This window comes from Paraburkholderia sp. MM5496-R1 (assembly GCF_050436205.1).
GTDB classification, from domain to species: domain Bacteria; phylum Pseudomonadota; class Gammaproteobacteria; order Burkholderiales; family Burkholderiaceae; genus Paraburkholderia; species Paraburkholderia tuberum.
On record NZ_JBNDLT010000002.1, the window covers coordinates 3,013,939 to 3,032,140 of the forward strand.

Consider the following 18,202-nt stretch of genomic DNA (forward strand, 5'->3'; position numbering starts at 1 on the left):
GATGAGCAGTATCGACCCTAAACAATTCGGCAAGGTGGCAGTGCTGCTCGGCGGTAATTCCGCCGAGCGCGAGGTGTCGCTCAATTCCGGGCGCCTGGTGTTGCAAGGCCTGCGTGACGCGGGCGTCGACGCGCATCCGTTCGATCCGGCCGAGCGTCCGCTGTCCGCGTTGAAGGATGAAGGCTTCGTGCGCGCGTTCAACGCGCTGCATGGCGGTTACGGCGAGAACGGCCAGATCCAGGGCGCGCTGGATTTCTATGGCATCCGTTACACCGGTAGCGGCGTGCTCGGCTCGGCGCTCGGTCTCGACAAGTTCCGCACCAAGCTCGTGTGGCAGCAGCTCGGCATTCCGACTCCGCCGTTCGAAGCGGTGCTGCGCGGTGACGACTACGAAGCGCGCGCCAAGGAGATCGTCGCGAAGCTCGGTCTGCCGCTGTTCGTGAAGCCGGCGAGCGAAGGTTCGAGTGTCGCCGTGATCAAGGTGAAGAGCGCGGATGCGCTGCCGGCCGCGTTGATCGAAGCCGTGAAGCACGACCGTATCGTCGTGGTCGAGAAGAGCATCGAAGGCGGCGGCGAGTACACCGCGTGCATCGCCGGCAATCTGGACCTGCCGGTGATCCGCATCGTGCCGGCCGGCGAGTTCTACGACTACCACGCGAAGTACGTCGCCAACGACACGCAGTATCTGATTCCGTGCGGTCTCGGCGCCGAAGAGGAAGCGCGCCTGAAGGTGCTCGCGCGCCGCGCGTTCGATGTGCTCGGCTGCACCGACTGGGGCCGCGCGGACTTCATGCTCGACGGCGAAGGCAAGCCGTACTTCCTCGAAGTGAATACGGCGCCCGGCATGACCGATCACTCGCTGCCGCCGAAAGCGGCGCGCGCGGTCGGCATCAGCTATCAGGAACTGGTGGTCGGCGTGTTGGCGCTGACGCTGCAGGATTAACCAAGGCAACCGCAAGCGACACCATGTGGAACAACGTTCGCCAGCTCAATCTCGCCACCAACGCGTTGCACGCGTTGCTGGTGCTCGTGCTGCTGGCGGCGGGCGGTTACTGGCTGATCCAGCGCCCGAATTTCGCGCTGCGCGAGATCCAGATCGACGGCGATACCGAGCACATCAATTCGCCGACGGTACGCGCCGGCGTGGTGGGGCGACTGAAGGGCAACTACTTCACGGTCGATCTCGACGCCGCACGGCAGGCGTTCGAGCAGATGCCGTGGGTGCGTCACGCGAGCGTACGGCGCGTGTGGCCGAATGCACTGGCTGTCACGCTCGAGGAGTACAAGCCGCTTGGGACGTGGGGCAGCGATCAGCTGGTGAGCGTCGACGGCGAGCTGTTCACCGCGAACCAGGGCGAGCTCGACGGAGACCTGCCGGCGTTCGACGGCCCGGACGGTACGGCGAAGGAAGTCGTCGCGCGTTATCACGACTTCCAGACGTGGTTCGCGGCGATCCACGAGACGCCCGAGGAAGTGACGCTGTCGCCGCGCTACGCGTGGACGGTGAAGCTGTCGAACGGCACGCAGGTGGAGTTGGGCCGCGAACGCAATCAGGACACGCTGGCCGATCGCAGCAAGCGCCTGACCGCGGCATGGAGCGCGGTGACGCAACGTTGGGGAAAGGATATCGAGAATGCGGACTTGCGCTATCCGAACGGTTTCGCGATTCGTGCCACTGGCATGCGCTTCATCAGCGAACCCGACAAGGGCAAGAAGTAAACGGACATCACACGCACTGAGCACGCTATGAGTAAAGACTATAAAGATCTGCTGGTCGCCCTCGACATCGGAACGTCGAAGGTAGTGGCCATCGTCGCCGAGTTGAAGGGCGAGGGTCACTACGAGGTGATCGGTCTCGGCCAGAGCGAATCGAAGGGGCTCAAGAAGGGCGTGGTGGTGAATATCGAAGCCACCGTGCAGTCGATTCAGCGCGCGCTCGAGGAAGCCGAGCTGATGGCCGACTGCAAGATCACGAACGTGTTCACCGGGATCGCCGGCAGCCATATCCGCAGCTTCAATTCGAGCGGCATGGTCGCGATCAAGGAGAAGGAAGTCACGCAGGCCGACGTCGCGCGCGTAATCGAAACCGCGAAGGCGATCAACATTCCGACCGACCAGCAGGTGCTGCATATCCTCACGCAGGAATTCATCATCGACGGTCAGGAAGACGTGCGCGAGCCGATCGGCATGAGCGGCATCCGCCTCGAAGTGAAGGTGCATATCGTGACCGGTGCCGTGAGCGCGGCGCAGAACATCGTCAAGTGCGTGCGTCGCTGCGGCCTCGAAGTGAACGACCTGATTCTGCAGCCGCTCGCGTCGTCGCTCGCAGTGCTGACGGAAGACGAAAAGGAACTGGGCGTGGTGCTGGTCGACATCGGCGGCGGCACGACGGACATCGCGATCTTCAGCGAAGGCGCGATTCGCCACACGGCCGTGATTCCGATCGCCGGCGACCAGATCACGAGCGACATCGCGATGGCGCTGCGCACGCCGACGCCGGATGCCGAGGACATCAAGGTCGACTACGGCATCGCCAAGCAGGCGCTCGCCGATCCGGACGAGATGATCGAAGTGCCGGGTCTCGGCGAGCGCGGTCCGCGCACGCTGTCGCGCCAGGCATTGGCGGCCGTGATCGAGCCGCGCGTCGAAGAACTGTTTTCGCTCGTGCAGCAGGTGGTGCGCGAGTCGGGTTATGAGGAACTGCTGAGCTCGGGCGTCGTGCTGACGGGCGGCGCGTCGATGATGATCGGCATGGTCGAGCTCGGTGAGGACATTTTCCTGAAACCGGTGCGCATCGGCGTGCCGGAGTATGCGGGCGGTCTCGCCGACGTCGTGCGCAATCCGCGCTATTCGACGGCGATGGGTCTGCTCGTCGAAGGACGCTCGCAGCGCATGCGCGGGCGCAAGGTTGCGGTGCAGTCGGGGTCGATGGGACAGGTGTTCTCGCGCATGAAGGACTGGTTCCTCGGCAACTTCTGACCACGGGTTTCGAGAAATTCGCGCTGGTGCCGGCGGCCGGCGCGCGACAGGGGGTTGCCCGATCTCCTGCCGGATAACGCCGAGTGGCGGTAACTTTTTATCTTGACGGAGGCAACATGGAATTCCAGATGCTGGAAACCGAAACGAGCGGCACGATCATCAAGGTCGTCGGAGTCGGTGGCGCTGGCGGCAATGCCGTTCAGCACATGATCAACAAAGGCGTGCAAGGCGTCGACTTCATCGTGATGAACACGGACGCGCAGGCGCTGTCGCGTTCGCGCGCCACCGCGGTGATCCAGCTCGGCAACACGGGTCTGGGCGCGGGCGCCAAGCCGGAAATGGGGCACGCCGCCGCTGAAGAAGCACGCGAGCGTATCGCCGACGCACTGCGCGGCGCGCACATGGTGTTCATCACCGCCGGCATGGGTGGCGGTACCGGCACGGGCGCGGCACCGGTCGTCGCGCAGATCGCGAAGGAAATGGGTATTTTGACCGTTGGCGTCGTCAGCAAGCCGTTCGAATTCGAAGGCGGCAAGCGTATGCGCGTGGCGGAAGCCGGTTCGCAGCAACTGGAGGATCACGTCGACTCGCTGATCGTCGTGCTGAACGATAAGCTGTTCGAGGTGATGGGCGACGACGCCGAGATGGACAAGTGCTTCCAGTGCGCTGACGACGTTCTGAACAACGCGGTCGCGGGCATTGCGGAAATCATCAACGTCGACGGTCTCGTCAACGTCGACTTCGAAGACGTGAAGACCGTGATGGGCGAGCAGGGCAAGGCGATGATGGGCACGGCGACGGTTGCCGGCGTCGATCGCGCGCGTCTTGCGGCCGAACAGGCCGTCGCGAGCCCGCTGCTGGAAGGCGTCGATCTGTCGGGCGCGCGTGGCGTGCTGGTCAACATCACGTCGAGCCGTTCGCTGCGTCTGTCGGAAACGCGCGAAGTGATGAACACGATCAAGAGCTATGCCGCGGAAGATGCCACGGTGATCTTCGGCGCCGTGTACGACGACGCGATGGGCGACGCGCTGCGCGTGACGGTCGTCGCGACGGGCCTCGGCCGCGCGGCGAAGAAGCAGCAATCTGCACCGATGACGCTGCTGCGCACCGGCACCGACAACCAGCCGATCGGCGCGATGACGCATGCGGCGTACGCACCGGCGGCAGGCCACGCCAGCACGGCCGACTACGGCGCGCTCGATACGCCGGCAGTGTGGCGCACCTCGCGCGACACGGCGGCCTCGCACGTGCAGGCGCTGCAGGAAAAGGGCGTCGATACGTACGACATTCCGGCATTCCTGCGCAAGCAGGCGGACTGAGCGCACGGGCAGGCTTCGTTGCCGCGTTGCGAGTAAGGTCGCAGATGCAGCGCTGGCGGACGAACGCACGAGCGTGGCGGGTGAACGGCAAGCAGGTCGCTTATCGTCTGATTCGCGGCAGGGGCAACTGCCCTCTGCGGATTCGCGAAGCGGACGAAGTGGCTGCCGCCGAACGGCGTTGGCTTATAGTTGAATGGGCCGAACCGAAATTCACTGCGACACGAGGACGTGCGAGCGTGCTTCGCATCGATGCAAAGGACTGAGCATGATCAAGGAAGGTGAAAAGTTGCCCGACGCGACGCTCTTCGAGTACGTCGAAGACGACCGGGCGGGCTGCACGATCGGACCGAACAGTTTCGACGTGCACGAGCAGACGGCGGGCAAGCGCGTGGTGATCTTCGGATTGCCCGGCGCGTTCACGCCGACCTGTTCGGCCAAACATGTACCGGGCTATGTCGAGCATGCCGAGCAGTTGCGCGCTGCCGGCATCGACGAAATCTGGTGCGTGTCCGTCAACGACGCGTTCGTCATGGGCGCGTGGGGACGCGATCAGCACACCTCGGGCAAGGTGCGCATGATGGCGGACGGTAGTGCGGCTTTCACACGGGCGCTTGGTCTGGAGCAGGATCTGTCGGCGCGCGGCATGGGGATCCGTTCCCTGCGCTACGCGATGGTGATCGACGACGGCGTGGTCAAGACGCTGAATGTCGAGGCTGCCGGCAAATTCGAAGTCAGCGATGCAGCGAGTATTCTCGCCACGTTGAGCTAGTTGCTGACGTCGCACCTTCGTCGCGACCCTGCGCTTATTCCGCGTGGCGTTACGGCAACGGTGATTACGACGCTTTTGTGACAGGCCGTTACGCGGGCCGATGACCGGAAACGCCTCCGTTCCGGGGCATCGGCCCGTCACGCTTTCCGTCGGGGAGCCCAGTGGGTAATGCAGCGAAACAGATTGTCACGTTCCCCGCAAAGACGCTGGTCTGGGGATTGGAGTATAATTCGCGCTATGAAATAAAAAATCCTGATTGGGATTTTCAATCGAACAGAATGCCACCATGTTGAAGCAGCGCACAATTAAATCGATCGTCAAGACTGTCGGCATCGGGCTGCACTCCGGCCGTAAAGTCAATTTGACGCTCCGCCCGGCGGCGCCGGGCACTGGCATCGTTTTTTCGCGCGTGGATTTGCCCACGCCGGTGGACATTCCTGCGTCGGCGCTGGCGATTGGCGATACGCGTCTGGCTTCCGTGTTGCAGAAAGACGGCGCGCGCGTGTCGACCATTGAGCATCTGATGTCCGCCTGCGCCGGTCTTGGCATCGACAATCTTTACGTCGACGTCACCGCCGAGGAAATCCCGATCATGGATGGCAGTGCGGGTTCGTTCGTGTTCCTGATCCAGTCGGCGGGTATCGAAGAGCAGAACGCGCCGAAGAAATTCATCAAGGTCACGAAGCCGGTCGAAATCCGTGACGGCGACAAGTTCGCGCGCCTCGATCCGTACTTCGGTTTCAAGCTCAAATTCACGATCGACTTCCGTCACCCGGCCGTGGACAAAACCGGTCAGGCGTTGGAAGTGGATTTCGCCAACACGTCGTACGTGCGCGAAATCGCGCGTGCCCGCACGTTTGGCTTCGCGCACGAAGTGGAAATGATGCGTGAGCTTGGCCTCGCGCGCGGCGGCAGCATGGACAACGCGATCGTGCTCGACGAGTATCGCATCCTGAACAACGACGGCTTGCGTTACGACGACGAGTTCGTCAAGCACAAAATGCTCGACGCCATCGGCGACCTGTACGTGGTCGGCCACCCGCTGCTCGCGTCGTACACCGCGTACAAGTCGGGCCACGGTCTGAACAACGCGTTGCTGCGTGAGTTGCTCGCGCACGAAGACTCGTACGAAATCGTCACTTTCGACGACACGCAGAAGGCCCCGCGCGGCTTCGCGTACGAGACGCAGACTGCGTTCGCATAAAGCCAGCGTAACGGGCAAGCGAATGAAAAACGGCCCCTCGGGGCCGTTTTTTTTCGTCGAGCGTTCAGCGATTGCGCCGATGCCGCGCGGCCATGCGCGCGAGCGCCTCCTGCAACGGCGAAGGCTCAAGCGATTCGCTCAACGCCTGCAGTGCGGCGGCGCCCGCCGGTGTCATGCGCGCTTGTTTTACGGGCGGCGGTTCTTTCAGCGGCTGCGGCCGCACGCGAATCTTCAGCGCCTGCACGGGCCAGCCGCGCTGCTGCAAATCCGCCAGCAGCCGCGGCTCTAGATGCCGCAGACGCGCCGCGAGCGCGTTGTGCGCGGCGAACAGGGCCAGCACGCCCTCCTTGATGAAGCCAGGCTCGACGCTCGTCGCCAGATAATCGGGCAGCAGCTCGCGCAGATCCTTCTCGAGCGCGGCGATCTGCTCGACGCCTGCGCGCAGCGCAGCGAACGCGTCCGTGCGGCCGAGTACCTCGGCAAGCGGTTGCGGACGGCGCCGATCGAACTGCTTCGGCGGCCTTGAAAAGGACGAAAAACGGCTCATGTTTGGGATTGACGACGTGAGCTCGCCCCATGCGCGCTCACGCCGCGATTGTACCGCGCGGGCAGCTCGCGAAGTCGGTCCGCGCCGCGCCGGAGGTTGCCGGGCGGGGCTGGCGGAGGCCGGCGCCGTCACGCCTGCGACACGAGCGCGGCCGGAGGCGCGTGCTAAAATGCCCGATTCGAATTCACACTTGGACTAAGCCGCCGAGGACTTTCCGACCTAGGCGCGGTATGCGCATAGTGCATACCGCGAGCCAGCCGAAGCCGCGACGCAGACACCGATCCGATGACCACCGGTTTTCTACAGAAGATTTTTGGCAGCCGTAATCAGCGGCTAGTCAAGCAATATCAAAAGACCGTCGCGGCGATCAATGCGCTCGAGCCGCAGATCGAGCAATTGACGGATGACCAACTGCGCGCCAAAACGGGTGAATTCCGCCAGCGCGTCGCGAGCGGCGAATCGCTCGACAAGATCCTGCCGGAAGCGTTCGCGGTCTGCCGCGAGGCCAGCAAGCGGGTGCTGAAGATGCGCCACTTCGACGTGCAGCTGATCGGCGGTATGGCGCTGCACTACGGCAAGATCAGCGAAATGCGCACCGGCGAGGGCAAGACGCTCGTCGCGACGCTGCCGGTCTACCTGAACGCGCTGTCGGGCCGCGGCGTCCACGTGGTCACGGTCAACGACTACCTCGCGCAGCGCGACGCCGAATGGATGGCGCGTCTCTACAACTTCCTCGGTCTGTCGGTCGGTATCAACCTGTCGCAGATGGAGCACACGGCGAAGCAGCAAGCCTACGCCGCCGACATCACCTACGGCACCAACAACGAATTCGGCTTCGACTACCTGCGCGACAACATGGTCTACGAGACCGACGCGCGCGTGCAGCGTAGCCTGAACTTCGCGGTCGTCGACGAGGTGGACTCGATCCTGATCGACGAAGCGCGTACGCCGCTGATCATCTCCGGCCAGGCCGAAGATCACACCGAACTCTACGTGCGCATGAACGCGTTGCCGCCGCTGCTCGAGCGCCAGATCGGCGAAGAGAAGGCGGACGGCACCGGCGTCGAGAAGCCGGGCGACTACACGCTGGACGAAAAAGGCCGTCAGGTCTTCCTGACCGAGTCGGGCCACGAAAAGGCCGAGCGCCTGCTCTCCGAGTGGGGCCTGATCGGCGACGGCGAAAGCCTGTACGCGCCGCAGAACATCACGCTGATGCACCACGTGTATGCGGCGTTGCGCGCGCACACGCTGTTCTTCAAGGATCAGCACTACGTCGTGCAGAACGGCGAAGTGATCATCGTCGACGAATTTACCGGCCGTCTGATGGCCGGCCGCCGTTGGTCTGACGGTCTGCACCAGGCGGTCGAGGCGAAGGAACACGTGAAGATCCAGAGCGAGAACCAGACGCTCGCATCGATCACGTTCCAGAACTACTTCCGCATGTACGCGAAGCTGGCCGGCATGACCGGCACGGCCGACACCGAAGCGTACGAATTCAACGAGATCTACGGTCTCGAAACGGTCGTGATCCCGACCAACCGTCCGCCGAAGCGGATCGACAAGCAGGATCAGATCTACAAGACCGCGAAGGAACGCTACGACGCGGTGATCCGCGACATTCGCGAGTGCTTCGAACGAGGTCAGCCGGTGCTGGTTGGCACGACGTCGATCGAGAACTCGGAGCTGCTGTCGCATCTGCTGAAGCAGGTCAGCTTGCCGCACGAAGTGCTGAACGCGAAGCAGCACGCGCGCGAAGCGGAGATCGTCGCCGAAGCGGGCCGTCCGCAGCGCGTCACGATCGCGACCAACATGGCCGGCCGTGGTACGGACATCGTGCTCGGCGGCAACGCGGAGAAGCAGGCGTCGTTCATCGAGCAGGACGAAACGCTCGCCGCCGACGAAAAGCAGCGCCGCATCCAGAAGCTGCACGACGAATGGCAGACGCTGCACGACCAGGTGAAGGCCGCGGGCGGTCTGCACATCATCGGCACCGAACGTCACGAGTCGCGCCGGATCGACAACCAGCTGCGCGGCCGTGCGGGCCGTCAGGGCGACCCGGGTTCGTCGCGCTTCTATCTGTCGCTGGAAGATCCGCTGCTGCGCATTTTCGCGGGCGACCGCGTGCGCGCGATCATGGACCGCCTGAAGATGCCGGAAGGCGAGGCGATCGAAGCAGGCATCGTGTCGCGCTCGATTGAATCGGCGCAACGCAAGGTCGAGGCGCGCAACTTCGATATTCGTAAGCAATTGCTCGAATACGACGACGTATCGAACGACCAGCGCAAGGTGATCTACCAGCAGCGCAACGAACTGCTCGAAGCGAACGACATCACCGAGACCATCAGCGCGATGCGTCACGGCGTGGTCGGCGACATCGTGCATCAGTTCGTGCCGGTGGGCAGCATCGAAGAGCAGTGGGACGTGCCCGAGCTCGAGGAAGTGCTGCGCAACGAATGGCAGCTCGACCTCGCGATTCAGGAAATGATCAACGAGTCGAACTCGATCAGCGCGGAAGAGATTCTCGAAGCGGTCGAGGCCGCCGCGGACGAAGGGTACGAGGCGAAGGTCCAGTTGGTCGGCCGCGAATCGTTCAGCGCGTTCGAGCGCTCGATCATGCTGCAGACGCTCGACCGCGCGTGGCGCGAGCATCTGGCCGCGCTCGATCATCTGCGTCAGGGCATCCATCTGCGCGGCTATGCGCAGAAGAACCCGAAGCAGGAATACAAGCGCGAGGCGTTCGAACTGTTCGCCGCGATGCTCGACGCCGTGAAGCTCGAAGTCACGCGCATCGTGATGAACGTGCAGATCCAGTCGCCGGAGCAGCTCGAAGCGGCCGCGGAGCAGATGGAAGAGCAGGGCGGTCATCTGGAGAACGTCGAGTTCCGTCATGCCGAGTTCGCGGAAGCCGGCGCCGCCGCGCCGGTCGCGGCCGAAGCGGCCACCGCCGCGATGATCGGCGACGCGATGAGCCACGGCCACGGCGCAGCGCCGCAGGCGGCCGTGCACATGAATGCCGACAACGTGCCGAAGGTCGGCCGCAACGACCCGTGCCCGTGCGGCAGCGGCAAGAAGTACAAGCAGTGCCACGGCAAGATCGCCTGATGGCGATGCGGCGCGCTTCCGGGCGCGCCGTGTCGTTTTTAAGCGCCGTTTGGCCGTTTTGATTTCGCGGGTGACCCGGCAACACACCCGGGTCATCAGTTCCGTTTCCCCGATGCCGGCGTCCGCCGGCATTTTCTTCGACAGGTCGCGACCATGGCTGTCAACTTTCCCTCGATCGATCCCGCTCAACTCCACCCCGTCGCCGGCGTCACGCTAGGCTGGGCGGAAGCGAATATCCGCAAACCGAACCGCAAGGACGTGCTCGTCATTTCCGTCGACGAAGGCGCGACGGTAGGCGGCGTGTTCACGCAGAACCGCTTCTGCGCGGCGCCCGTCACGGTCTGCCGCGAGAACCTGCAGCGCGTGCGCGTGGGCGGCAAGCCGATTCGCGCGCTGGTGATCAACACCGGCAACGCGAACGCGGGCACCGGTGAGCCGGGCCTCGCCGCGACGCGCGAAACCTGCGCGGAACTCGCGCGTCTCGCCGACATCGTGCCCGAGCAGGTGCTGCCGTTCTCGACGGGCGTGATTCTCGAACCGCTGCCGGTCGATCGTCTGAAGGCGGGCTTGCCGGCCGCGCTCGCGAACCGCAAGGAAGCGAACTGGTACGACGCGGCGCAGTCGATCATGACGACCGACACGCTGCCGAAGGCGAGCTCGCGCCAGGTCACGATCGACGGTCACACGGTCACGGTGACCGGCATCAGCAAGGGCGCCGGCATGATCAAGCCGAACATGGCGACCATGCTCGGCTTCCTCGCGTTCGACGCAGCCGTCGCGCAGCCGGTCCTCGACGAGCTCGTGAAGCACGTCGCGGATCGCTCGTTCAACTGCATCACGATCGATGGCGATACGTCGACCAACGATTCGTTCATCCTGATCGCGTCGGGCAAATCGAGCCTGCCCGCGATCACGTCCACCGATTCGCCCGCTTATGCAGCGCTGCGCGACGCGGTGACCGAGGTCGCGCAGAACCTCGCGCAACTGATCGTGCGCGACGGCGAGGGCGCGACCAAATTCATGACCGTGCATGTCGAAGGCGGCTCGAGCGTCGGCGAATGCCGCCAGATCGCCTACGCGATCGGCCACTCGCCGCTTGTCAAGACGGCCTTCTATGCATCGGACCCGAACCTCGGCCGTATTCTCGCGGCCATCGGCTATGCCGGCGTTGACGATCTCGACGTCGGCAAGATCGATCTGTATCTGGACGACGTGCTGGTCGCGACTGCCGGCGGACGCAACCCGGCCTACCGCGAAGAAGACGGCCAGCGCGTGATGAAAAAAAGCGAGATCGGCATTCGCGTCGTGCTCGGCCGCGGTAATGCGCAAGCCACGATCTGGACCTGCGATCTGTCGCACGACTACGTGAGCATCAACGCCGACTACCGCTCGTAATCAGCTTTAAAGCGCGGCCACGGGCCGCCTACTCACCATGGACAAACTCGAACAGTTTCTGAACCGGGCCGAAGCCGTGCTCGGCCGCCTGGAAGCGATGCTTCCGCCCGCCGCGCCGGACATCGACTGGTCGGCCGCGGTCGCTTTCCGCTGGCGCAAGCGCCAGGGTCGCGGCTACTTGCAGCCGGTGCATGCCATTTCGCCGATCACGCTCGACGACTTGCAGAACATCGATCGCCAGAAGGGGTTGATCGAACAGAACACGCGCCAGTTCGTGCGCGGTCAGCCGGCCAACAACGTGCTGCTGACGGGCGCGCGCGGTACCGGCAAGTCGTCGCTGATCAAGGCGTGCCTGAACGCGTATGCGAAAGACGGCCTGCGCCTGATCGAAGTGGACAAGGACGATCTGCACGACCTCGGCGACATCGTCGATCTGATCGCGAAGCGGCCGGAGCGCTTCGTCGTGTTCTGCGACGACCTGTCGTTCGAAGAAGGCGAGTCGGGCTACAAGGCGCTGAAGGTCGCGCTCGACGGCTCGGTGGCCGCGCAGTCCGACAACGTACTGATCTATGCGACGTCGAACCGCCGCCATCTGCTGCCCGAGTACATGAGCGACAACGAGACGTACAAGCACACTTCGGACGGCGAGATTCATCCGGGTGAACTGGTCGAAGAGAAGATTTCGCTGTCCGAGCGTTTCGGGCTGTGGGTCAGCTTCTATCCGTTCAAGCAGGACGACTACCTGACGATCATCGCGCACTGGCTGCGCCATTTCGGTTGCGACGACGCCGAGATCGAATCGGCGCGCGGCGATGCGCTCGTGTGGGCGCTCGAACGTGGCTCGCGCTCGGGACGGGTCGCATGGCAGTTCGCGCGCGACTGGTCCGGCCGTAAGACGCCGGCATGAGCGACGCTAACAAAAGCGCCGGCCATAGCGTCGGCGCCAACGGCGCGGGCCGTCCGGTCACCGAAGTCGCGGTTGGCGTGCTGGTGCAGCCGGATGGGCGCTATCTGCTCGCGCAGCGTCCGACGGGCAAGCCGTACGAGGGCTACTGGGAGTTTCCGGGCGGCAAGCTCGAAGCGGGCGAATCGGTCGAGGCCGCGCTCGCGCGCGAACTGCACGAGGAGCTGGGAATCGAGGTCGAGGCGAGCCATCTGTGGCATACGCTCGAACACGATTATCCGCACGCCTATGTGCGCCTCTTCTTCTGCAAGGTGACACAGTGGTCGGGCGAGCCGCACGGGCGTGAAGGCCAGGCCTTCGTCTGGCAGAGCTTGCCTGCGGATGTCTCGCCGTTGCTGCCGGCCACGATCCCGGTGCTGGAGTGGCTCGCGGCTGAGAAGAAGTGATTGATTGAAGGCAGTGACTGAAAAAGCCACGCGGTAGCGGGCGCTGTATCGGCAGCGCCGGTTCGCGTGGCTTTTTTACTGACTCGCTCAGTGCGGGTTGTAGTCGCCGCGCGGCGTTTCCTCTTCGGACGAAGATCCTTCCTGTTCGTTGCCGCCAATCCTGTATTTTTCGGCGGCCCATGCGCCCAGATCGGTCTGTTTGCAGCGCTCGGAGCAGAACGGACGGAAGCGGCTCTCGGAGGTCCAGCGGACATCTTTACCGCAGGTAGGACATTTGACGACGGTAGGCATACGGTCGGACGGTCAATCGCAAACGGAACAAGTAACGAATATAGGGCTATTTCGCGCCGGTTCAAAGGCGCGTTCGGTCAAATCCGGTGTGCGCTGCTCAATGCGGCGGTGATTGACAGGCGATTACAGGCTGCAGAGCGTGAGTTGGAACGGCACGTCGACGTCGACCGCGCGCGGCCGCAGATCGCCGTCCTGCACCGTAAAGCGCACCCACAGCATGTACTTGTTGGCGCTCGCTTCGGGAATCACGCGCAATTCGGGAGCGACGCGAACCTGCATCAATTGATACGAGCGGCCCGACAGCATTTGCTGATAGCTGCCTTGCATCGCCATCACCTTCGACGCCTGGCCCGACTCACGCGCGAGCCGCAGCACGATGGTGGCCGCGTCGCGCAGCGGCAAAAGCGGTGTCACCCACTTGGCGATGTCCTGGCGACGCTGATCGGGATGCAACTGTTGCCACGCGTAATACGAGGGCAGGTCGAATTTGCAGGTACCACCGGGGATGATTGCGCGGCTGCGAATGCTCGCGAGCCACTCGTTGTCTGCAAGATGCTGGCCGGTCTTGCCTTGCATCTGCGTGAGCCCCGCAAGCGTCTGCTCGATTTCGCCGAGCACCGCTTCGAGCGCGTTCTGCTCGATGCCCGGATTGCCGCGAAATGGCGCGAGCGTTTGCCGCTGCCGCTCGAGCTCTTTCATCAGATCCGATTTCAGATCCGCGCGGCCCGCCACTTCGGAGATTTCGAACAGCGTTGTCAGTGCGACGTGATGTTCCCGCGCGTCTTCCTGAGTCAGAAAGAACGTGAAGCGCTCGAACAGATCTTCGAGCCGCAACAGCGTCCGGATTCGCTCATTGAAGGGGTACTCGTAAAGGATCAAGCGGGCTCGCCTCGGGCGTGGTCGGTGACAGGAATGCAAAACATTCTAATGCCGTGGGACTACCCAGGCAATCACGCACTTTTTCTGCGCGCTTTCGCAACTTTTTTGTGAGTTCCCGGTGTTGTGAGCGCTTCGGCTCCCGCGTGCGCGCAGAGTTCAATGTGTCGGTGACGACCCGTCTGCGCGCGCTACAACTCGGCATCGCCCTTCGCCAGCGACAGATAGGCTTGATGGTGAGCGTCCACCTGCGCCTCGAGTTCTTCGAGCGGCGCATTGTCATTGACGATCACGTCGTCGGCGGCGGCGAGCCGCGCTTCGCGCGTGGCCTGGCGTGCGATGATCGCAAGCACCTGCTCACGGCTGAAGCCGTTGCGGTTCATCACACGCGCGATCTGCGTGTCGACGCTGCAATCGACGGTGAGCACGCGATTCACGCGGTTCTTCCAGGTCCCGGACTCGACCAGCAACGGCACCACGACGATCACATACGGTCCTTTCGCTTCGCGCTCTTCGCGCTCGGTTTCCGCGCGAATCAGCGGATGCGTGATGCCTTCGAGACGTTTGCGTGCGGTCTCGTCGCTGAACACGAGCGTGCGCATGCGCGCGCGATCGAGGGAGCCGTCGGCGGCGACGAATTGCGCGCCGAATGCGGCGGCGATGTGCGGCATTGCGAGGCCATGCGGCGCGGTGATGCGATGCGCGATCACGTCCGTGTCGACGAGCGGCACGCCGCGCGCGGCGAACAGATCGGCCACCGTCGATTTGCCGCTGCCGATGCCGCCAGTGAGTCCCACAACGAACATGGTTCAGCCCCCCAGAGCCAGATAAAGCGGCGTGCCGGCAAACAGCGTCAACACACCGCCCGCCGCGAGAAACGGCCCGAACGGCAGCGGCTCCTCGAAGCGCATTCGGCCGCGCCACGTCGCCGCGAGGCCGATCACGGCACCGGCCACCGCGGCGACCAGCACGATCTGCGGCAGCGCGGGCCAGCCGAGCCACGCGCCGAGCGCGGCGAGCAGCTTGAAGTCGCCATAGCCCATGCCTTCGATACCACGCACGAGCTTGAACGCCCAATGCACGGCCCACAACGCCAGATATCCGAAGATAGCGCCGAGCACCGCATCATGCAGATTCGTGAACATGCCATTGAAATTGACGATCAGGCCGGCCCACAACAGCGGCAGCGTCAACGAGTCGGGCAGCAAATGCGTGTCGACGTCGATCGCGCTCATCGCGAGCAACGTCGCGCACAGGCCGAACGCGGCGAGTGCCATCAGCGTTGGGCCGAACGCTATCAGTGCGCCTGCCGCGAAAGCGGCGCTCGCGATTTCGAGCAGCGGATAGCGTGCGCTGATATGCGTGCCGCACGCGGAACAACGGCCGCGTAACAGCAGGTAGCTCAGCACCGGCAAGTTTTCCCACGCGCTCAGCACATGGCCGCAATGCGGGCACGCGCTGCGCGGCACCCACAGGTTGTAGCGCGCGGGCAGTCCGTGGTCGGGCGGCGGCACGTCGGTGGTCTCGCTGATTTCGGCGCGCCATGCACGCTCGAGCATGATCGGCAGTCGATGCACGACCACGTTCAGGAAGCTGCCAATCACGAGGCCAAGCACGATCGCGAATGCGATCTGCACGCCGGCGGGCAGGCTCGCGAGCGCGAGGCCGATGTCGCTGGCAAAGCGGCCGGGCAGTAAGCCCGCGAGCAGGCTGGAGGAAGTTTGTGACACGAGCGGAAGAGGAGCCTGCATGGTGACGAAGTGGATTCGGCTGCGATGCTACACCACGTTGCCGAGTTGAATAATGGGAAGATACATCGCGATGACGAGGCCGCCGACCAGTGTGCCGAGCACGACGATCACGAGCGGTTCACACAGGCTCGATAGCGTGCCGATCCTGTCGTCGACCTGGCGATCCGCAAGCGACGCGACATCGAGCAGCATGCTGTCGAGCGCGCCGGATTCCTCCGCGACCGCAACGGGCTGCACGACTTCGGGAGGAAAGCAGCGGGCCGCGAGCATAGCCGCGGCGAGCCGTTCGCCGCGCCGCAATCTGATGGCGATGCTTGCCGTCGCGCGATCGAAGAAGGCATTGCCGGTCGCCTGAGTGAGCGAATCGAATGCGTCGGCGAGCGGCGTGCCGGCGGACAGCAAGGTGCCAAGCGCGCGACTCCAGCGCGCCGCGCACAGCGTGCGCAGCAGCGGGCCGGCCACCGGCAGGTCGAGCGACAGGCGCGCGAAGCGGATGCGCGCGCCTACCGAACGACGCAGCACGAGCGTGATGGCCGAGCTCATTGCGAGCATCAGTATGAACAGCGGCACACTCCAGCGCGCGGCGGCCGCCGAGAGCGCCAGCACGAACTGCGTCGGCGCGGGCAGCTTCGCGCCGAAGCCATCGAAGATCTGCTTGAACGTCGGCACGACCCACACCAGCAATGCGGCAGTTATCGCGAGCGCGAGCAGCAGGATCGCGGCTGGATAGGTGAGAGCCGCGCGCACCTTCGCGCGCTGCGCAGCGGCGCGTTCGCGATCGTCGGCGAGGCGGGCGAGCACGGTGACGAGCGCGCCCGCCGTTTCGCCCACCTCGACGAGCTGGCAATACAGCGCATTGAACTGCGCCGGGTGCCGCTGCAAGGCCGCCGAAAACTGCAGGCCGGCGGTGATGTCGCGCGCGATAGTGCCGACGATGCGCGGCATGCCTTGCCGCTGACCCGACGTCGACGCCTGGGCGAGTAGTTCGAGCGCGGGCGCGAGCGCCAATCCAGCACGCAGCAGACTGGACAGTTGTCGCGTGAACAGCGTGACAGCGGCCGCGCTCGTCTTCGGGCGTGGTGCCGGCCCTTGCGTTGCGAGTTCGACGATAAAGAGGTTGTCGCGTTTGAGCATCGTGCGTGCGGCGCTCACGTCGGGCGCGATCAGCGTGCCGCTTTGGCGCGTGCCGTCCGCGTCGACGCCGCGCCATCTGAAGCGTAGGTCGGCTGAGACGGACCGGGTTGGTGACAGCGCGGCGGTACTCATGCGACCTCCGTGGCGGCGAGCGCTTCGGCGAGACTCGTGGTGCCGTCGCGCACGCGCGCAAGCGCCGCGTCGCGTAACGTCGCGACCTGTTCCATCTGCGCGAGGCGCGCCAGCTCGTGCGCGCCCGCGCTTGCGACGATCTGCTCACGCATCGCGTCGGAGACGGGCATCACCTGATGAATGCCGACGCGCCCCCGATAGCCGATGCCATGACAAACCGCGCAGCCGGTCGCCGCATACGGTTGCCAGCCGTCGAGCTCATGTTCGCCAAAGCCCGCGGCGTGGAGTGCCGCCGGCGAATGCGGCGCGGGCGCGCGGCATGCGACGCACAGTCGCCGCACCAGCCGCTGCGCGGTCACCATGCGCAGCGCGGCGGCAAGGTTGTACGGCTCGACACCGATGTCGATGAGCCGCGCGATGGCCGCGGGCGCGTCGTTCGTATGCAGCGTGGACAGCACGAGGTGACCGGTTTGGGCGGCCTTCACGGCAACGTCGGCGGTTTCGTTGTCGCGGATTTCGCCGACCATGATCACGTCCGGGTCCTGACGCAGAAAAGCCCGCAGCGCGACCGCGAAAGTCAGTCCGGCTTTTTCGCGCACGCTGACCTGGTTGATGCCGGCCAGCTGGATCTCGGCTGGGTCTTCTACCGAGCAGAGGTTGCGTGCCTCGCCGTTCAGCAGGTTCAGGAAGCAGTACAGCGATAGTGTCTTGCCGCTGCCCGTCGGTCCGGTGACGAGCATCAGACCGTGCGGCGCGCGGATCGCGGCGTCGACGGCTTCGCGCTGCCGCGGATCGAGGCCGAGCGAATCGAGCGAAAGATCGGCGGGCAACGCGTCGAGCCGTCGTAGCACGAGCTTTTCGCCGAACAGTGTCGGCAGCGAATTGACGCGGTAATCCTCGAGCCGCCCTGGCGACGTCGCGAGGCGTAGCCGGCCGTCCTGCGGCACGCGTCGCTCGGCGATGTCCATGCGCGCGAGCACTTTCACACGCGTGACGAACGCGTCGCGCAGATGGGCGGGCGGCCGCGGGATTTCATGCAGCACGCCGTCGATACGCAGGCGCACACGCCAGCCATGCTCGGCCGGCTCGATGTGGATATCCGACGCATTGCGCCGCGTCGCTTCGTGCAACGTGTCGGTCAACAGACGCACGGCTGGGGCGTTGTCGGGATCGTTCAGACTCGTTGCGCTGGATTCGCCGTCGATAGCGAGTGGGCGCGGCAATGCCGCGGCGGTGGCAAAAGGTGTTTGCATGAGAGACCGGTGATGAGCCGCCTTTAGAACATGACGGCTTCATCTTCCGGTTGCGGGCGTCCGAATGCCATTCGGCCATTCGGCTAATGGCGCGTTTCGC

The 18,202-nt window shown here is 64.5% G+C and carries 17 protein-coding genes; 10 read left to right on the forward strand and 7 right to left on the reverse strand.

Features of this window, described 5'->3' with window-relative positions:
• The first annotated feature begins 1 nt into the window (after position 1).
• The 6 genes from OKW38_RS20950 to lpxC all read left to right on the forward strand — a co-directional run bounded on the left by OKW38_RS20950 (position 2) and on the right by lpxC (position 6,271).
• Positions 2 to 943 (forward strand): D-alanine--D-alanine ligase, encoded by a 942-nt coding sequence (locus OKW38_RS20950; protein WP_090801962.1) that lies wholly within the window; start codon positions 2 to 4, stop codon positions 941 to 943.
• A gap of 23 nt (positions 944 to 966) precedes the next feature.
• The gene (locus OKW38_RS20955; protein ID WP_429362910.1) at positions 967 to 1,719 is read left to right on the forward strand and encodes a cell division protein FtsQ/DivIB; all 753 of its coding nucleotides are present in this window, start codon (positions 967 to 969) and stop codon (positions 1,717 to 1,719) included.
• Between the two features lie 27 nt (positions 1,720 to 1,746).
• On the forward strand, positions 1,747 to 2,979 hold the full coding sequence (gene ftsA / locus OKW38_RS20960) for a cell division protein FtsA (protein ID WP_008921172.1): 1,233 nt from the start codon (positions 1,747 to 1,749) through the stop codon (positions 2,977 to 2,979).
• Positions 2,980 to 3,095: 116 nt separating this feature from the next.
• On the forward strand, positions 3,096 to 4,298 hold the full coding sequence (gene ftsZ, locus OKW38_RS20965) for a cell division protein FtsZ (protein WP_090801959.1): 1,203 nt from the start codon (positions 3,096 to 3,098) through the stop codon (positions 4,296 to 4,298).
• 265 nt (positions 4,299 to 4,563) lie between these two features.
• Positions 4,564 to 5,067 (forward strand): peroxiredoxin, encoded by a 504-nt coding sequence (locus OKW38_RS20970; protein WP_090801956.1) that lies wholly within the window; start codon positions 4,564 to 4,566, stop codon positions 5,065 to 5,067.
• A gap of 286 nt (positions 5,068 to 5,353) precedes the next feature.
• Positions 5,354 to 6,271 (forward strand): UDP-3-O-acyl-N-acetylglucosamine deacetylase, encoded by a 918-nt coding sequence (lpxC, locus tag OKW38_RS20975; RefSeq protein ID WP_090801955.1) that lies wholly within the window; start codon positions 5,354 to 5,356, stop codon positions 6,269 to 6,271.
• A gap of 64 nt (positions 6,272 to 6,335) precedes the next feature.
• On the opposite strand, the gene OKW38_RS20980 is transcribed toward lpxC, so the two are convergent.
• Entirely contained in the window at positions 6,336 to 6,818 is a 483-nt protein-coding gene (locus OKW38_RS20980; RefSeq protein WP_090801953.1) for a DciA family protein, read from the reverse strand.
• Positions 6,819 to 7,103: 285 nt separating this feature from the next.
• On the opposite strand from OKW38_RS20980, the gene secA reads away from it, so the two are divergent.
• From secA to OKW38_RS21000, 4 genes are all read left to right on the forward strand, one after another.
• Complete coding sequence (gene secA / locus OKW38_RS20985) at positions 7,104 to 9,920, forward strand: preprotein translocase subunit SecA (RefSeq protein WP_090801952.1); 2,817 nt, start codon at positions 7,104 to 7,106, stop codon at positions 9,918 to 9,920.
• 153 nt (positions 9,921 to 10,073) lie between these two features.
• Entirely contained in the window at positions 10,074 to 11,315 is a 1,242-nt protein-coding gene (gene argJ, locus OKW38_RS20990) for a bifunctional glutamate N-acetyltransferase/amino-acid acetyltransferase ArgJ (protein ID WP_429362912.1), read from the forward strand.
• A gap of 37 nt (positions 11,316 to 11,352) precedes the next feature.
• Complete coding sequence (locus OKW38_RS20995) at positions 11,353 to 12,222, forward strand: ATP-binding protein (RefSeq protein WP_090801949.1); 870 nt, start codon at positions 11,353 to 11,355, stop codon at positions 12,220 to 12,222.
• A complete protein-coding gene (locus OKW38_RS21000) occupies positions 12,219 to 12,665 on the forward strand; it encodes an NUDIX domain-containing protein (RefSeq protein WP_187610011.1) in 447 nt (148 codons plus the stop codon). Before OKW38_RS20995 ends, OKW38_RS21000 begins: the two co-directional genes overlap by 4 nt.
• 87 nt (positions 12,666 to 12,752) lie before the next feature.
• Here the strand turns inward: OKW38_RS21000 and OKW38_RS21005 are convergent, their stop codons facing one another.
• The 6 genes from OKW38_RS21005 to OKW38_RS21030 form a co-directional block, all read right to left on the reverse strand.
• The gene (locus tag OKW38_RS21005; protein ID WP_084754177.1) at positions 12,753 to 12,956 is read right to left on the reverse strand and encodes a DNA gyrase inhibitor YacG; all 204 of its coding nucleotides are present in this window, start codon (positions 12,954 to 12,956) and stop codon (positions 12,753 to 12,755) included.
• Positions 12,957 to 13,079: 123 nt separating this feature from the next.
• A complete protein-coding gene (gene zapD, locus OKW38_RS21010; RefSeq protein WP_008921182.1) occupies positions 13,080 to 13,835 on the reverse strand; it encodes a cell division protein ZapD in 756 nt (251 codons plus the stop codon).
• Positions 13,836 to 14,023: 188 nt separating this feature from the next.
• The gene (gene coaE, locus OKW38_RS21015) at positions 14,024 to 14,638 is read right to left on the reverse strand and encodes a dephospho-CoA kinase (RefSeq protein WP_429362913.1); all 615 of its coding nucleotides are present in this window, start codon (positions 14,636 to 14,638) and stop codon (positions 14,024 to 14,026) included.
• 3 nt (positions 14,639 to 14,641) lie between these two features.
• Positions 14,642 to 15,583 (reverse strand): prepilin peptidase, encoded by a 942-nt coding sequence (locus OKW38_RS21020; protein ID WP_184058556.1) that lies wholly within the window; start codon positions 15,581 to 15,583, stop codon positions 14,642 to 14,644.
• 27 nt (positions 15,584 to 15,610) lie between these two features.
• On the reverse strand, positions 15,611 to 16,849 hold the full coding sequence (locus OKW38_RS21025) for a type II secretion system F family protein (protein ID WP_429362914.1): 1,239 nt from the start codon (positions 16,847 to 16,849) through the stop codon (positions 15,611 to 15,613).
• Positions 16,846 to 18,102, reverse strand: coding sequence for a GspE/PulE family protein (locus OKW38_RS21030; protein WP_090801940.1), 1,257 nt, complete (start codon positions 18,100 to 18,102; stop codon positions 16,846 to 16,848). The genes OKW38_RS21025 and OKW38_RS21030 overlap by 4 nt, the downstream gene beginning before the upstream one ends.
• Positions 18,103 to 18,202 lie beyond the last annotated feature (100 nt).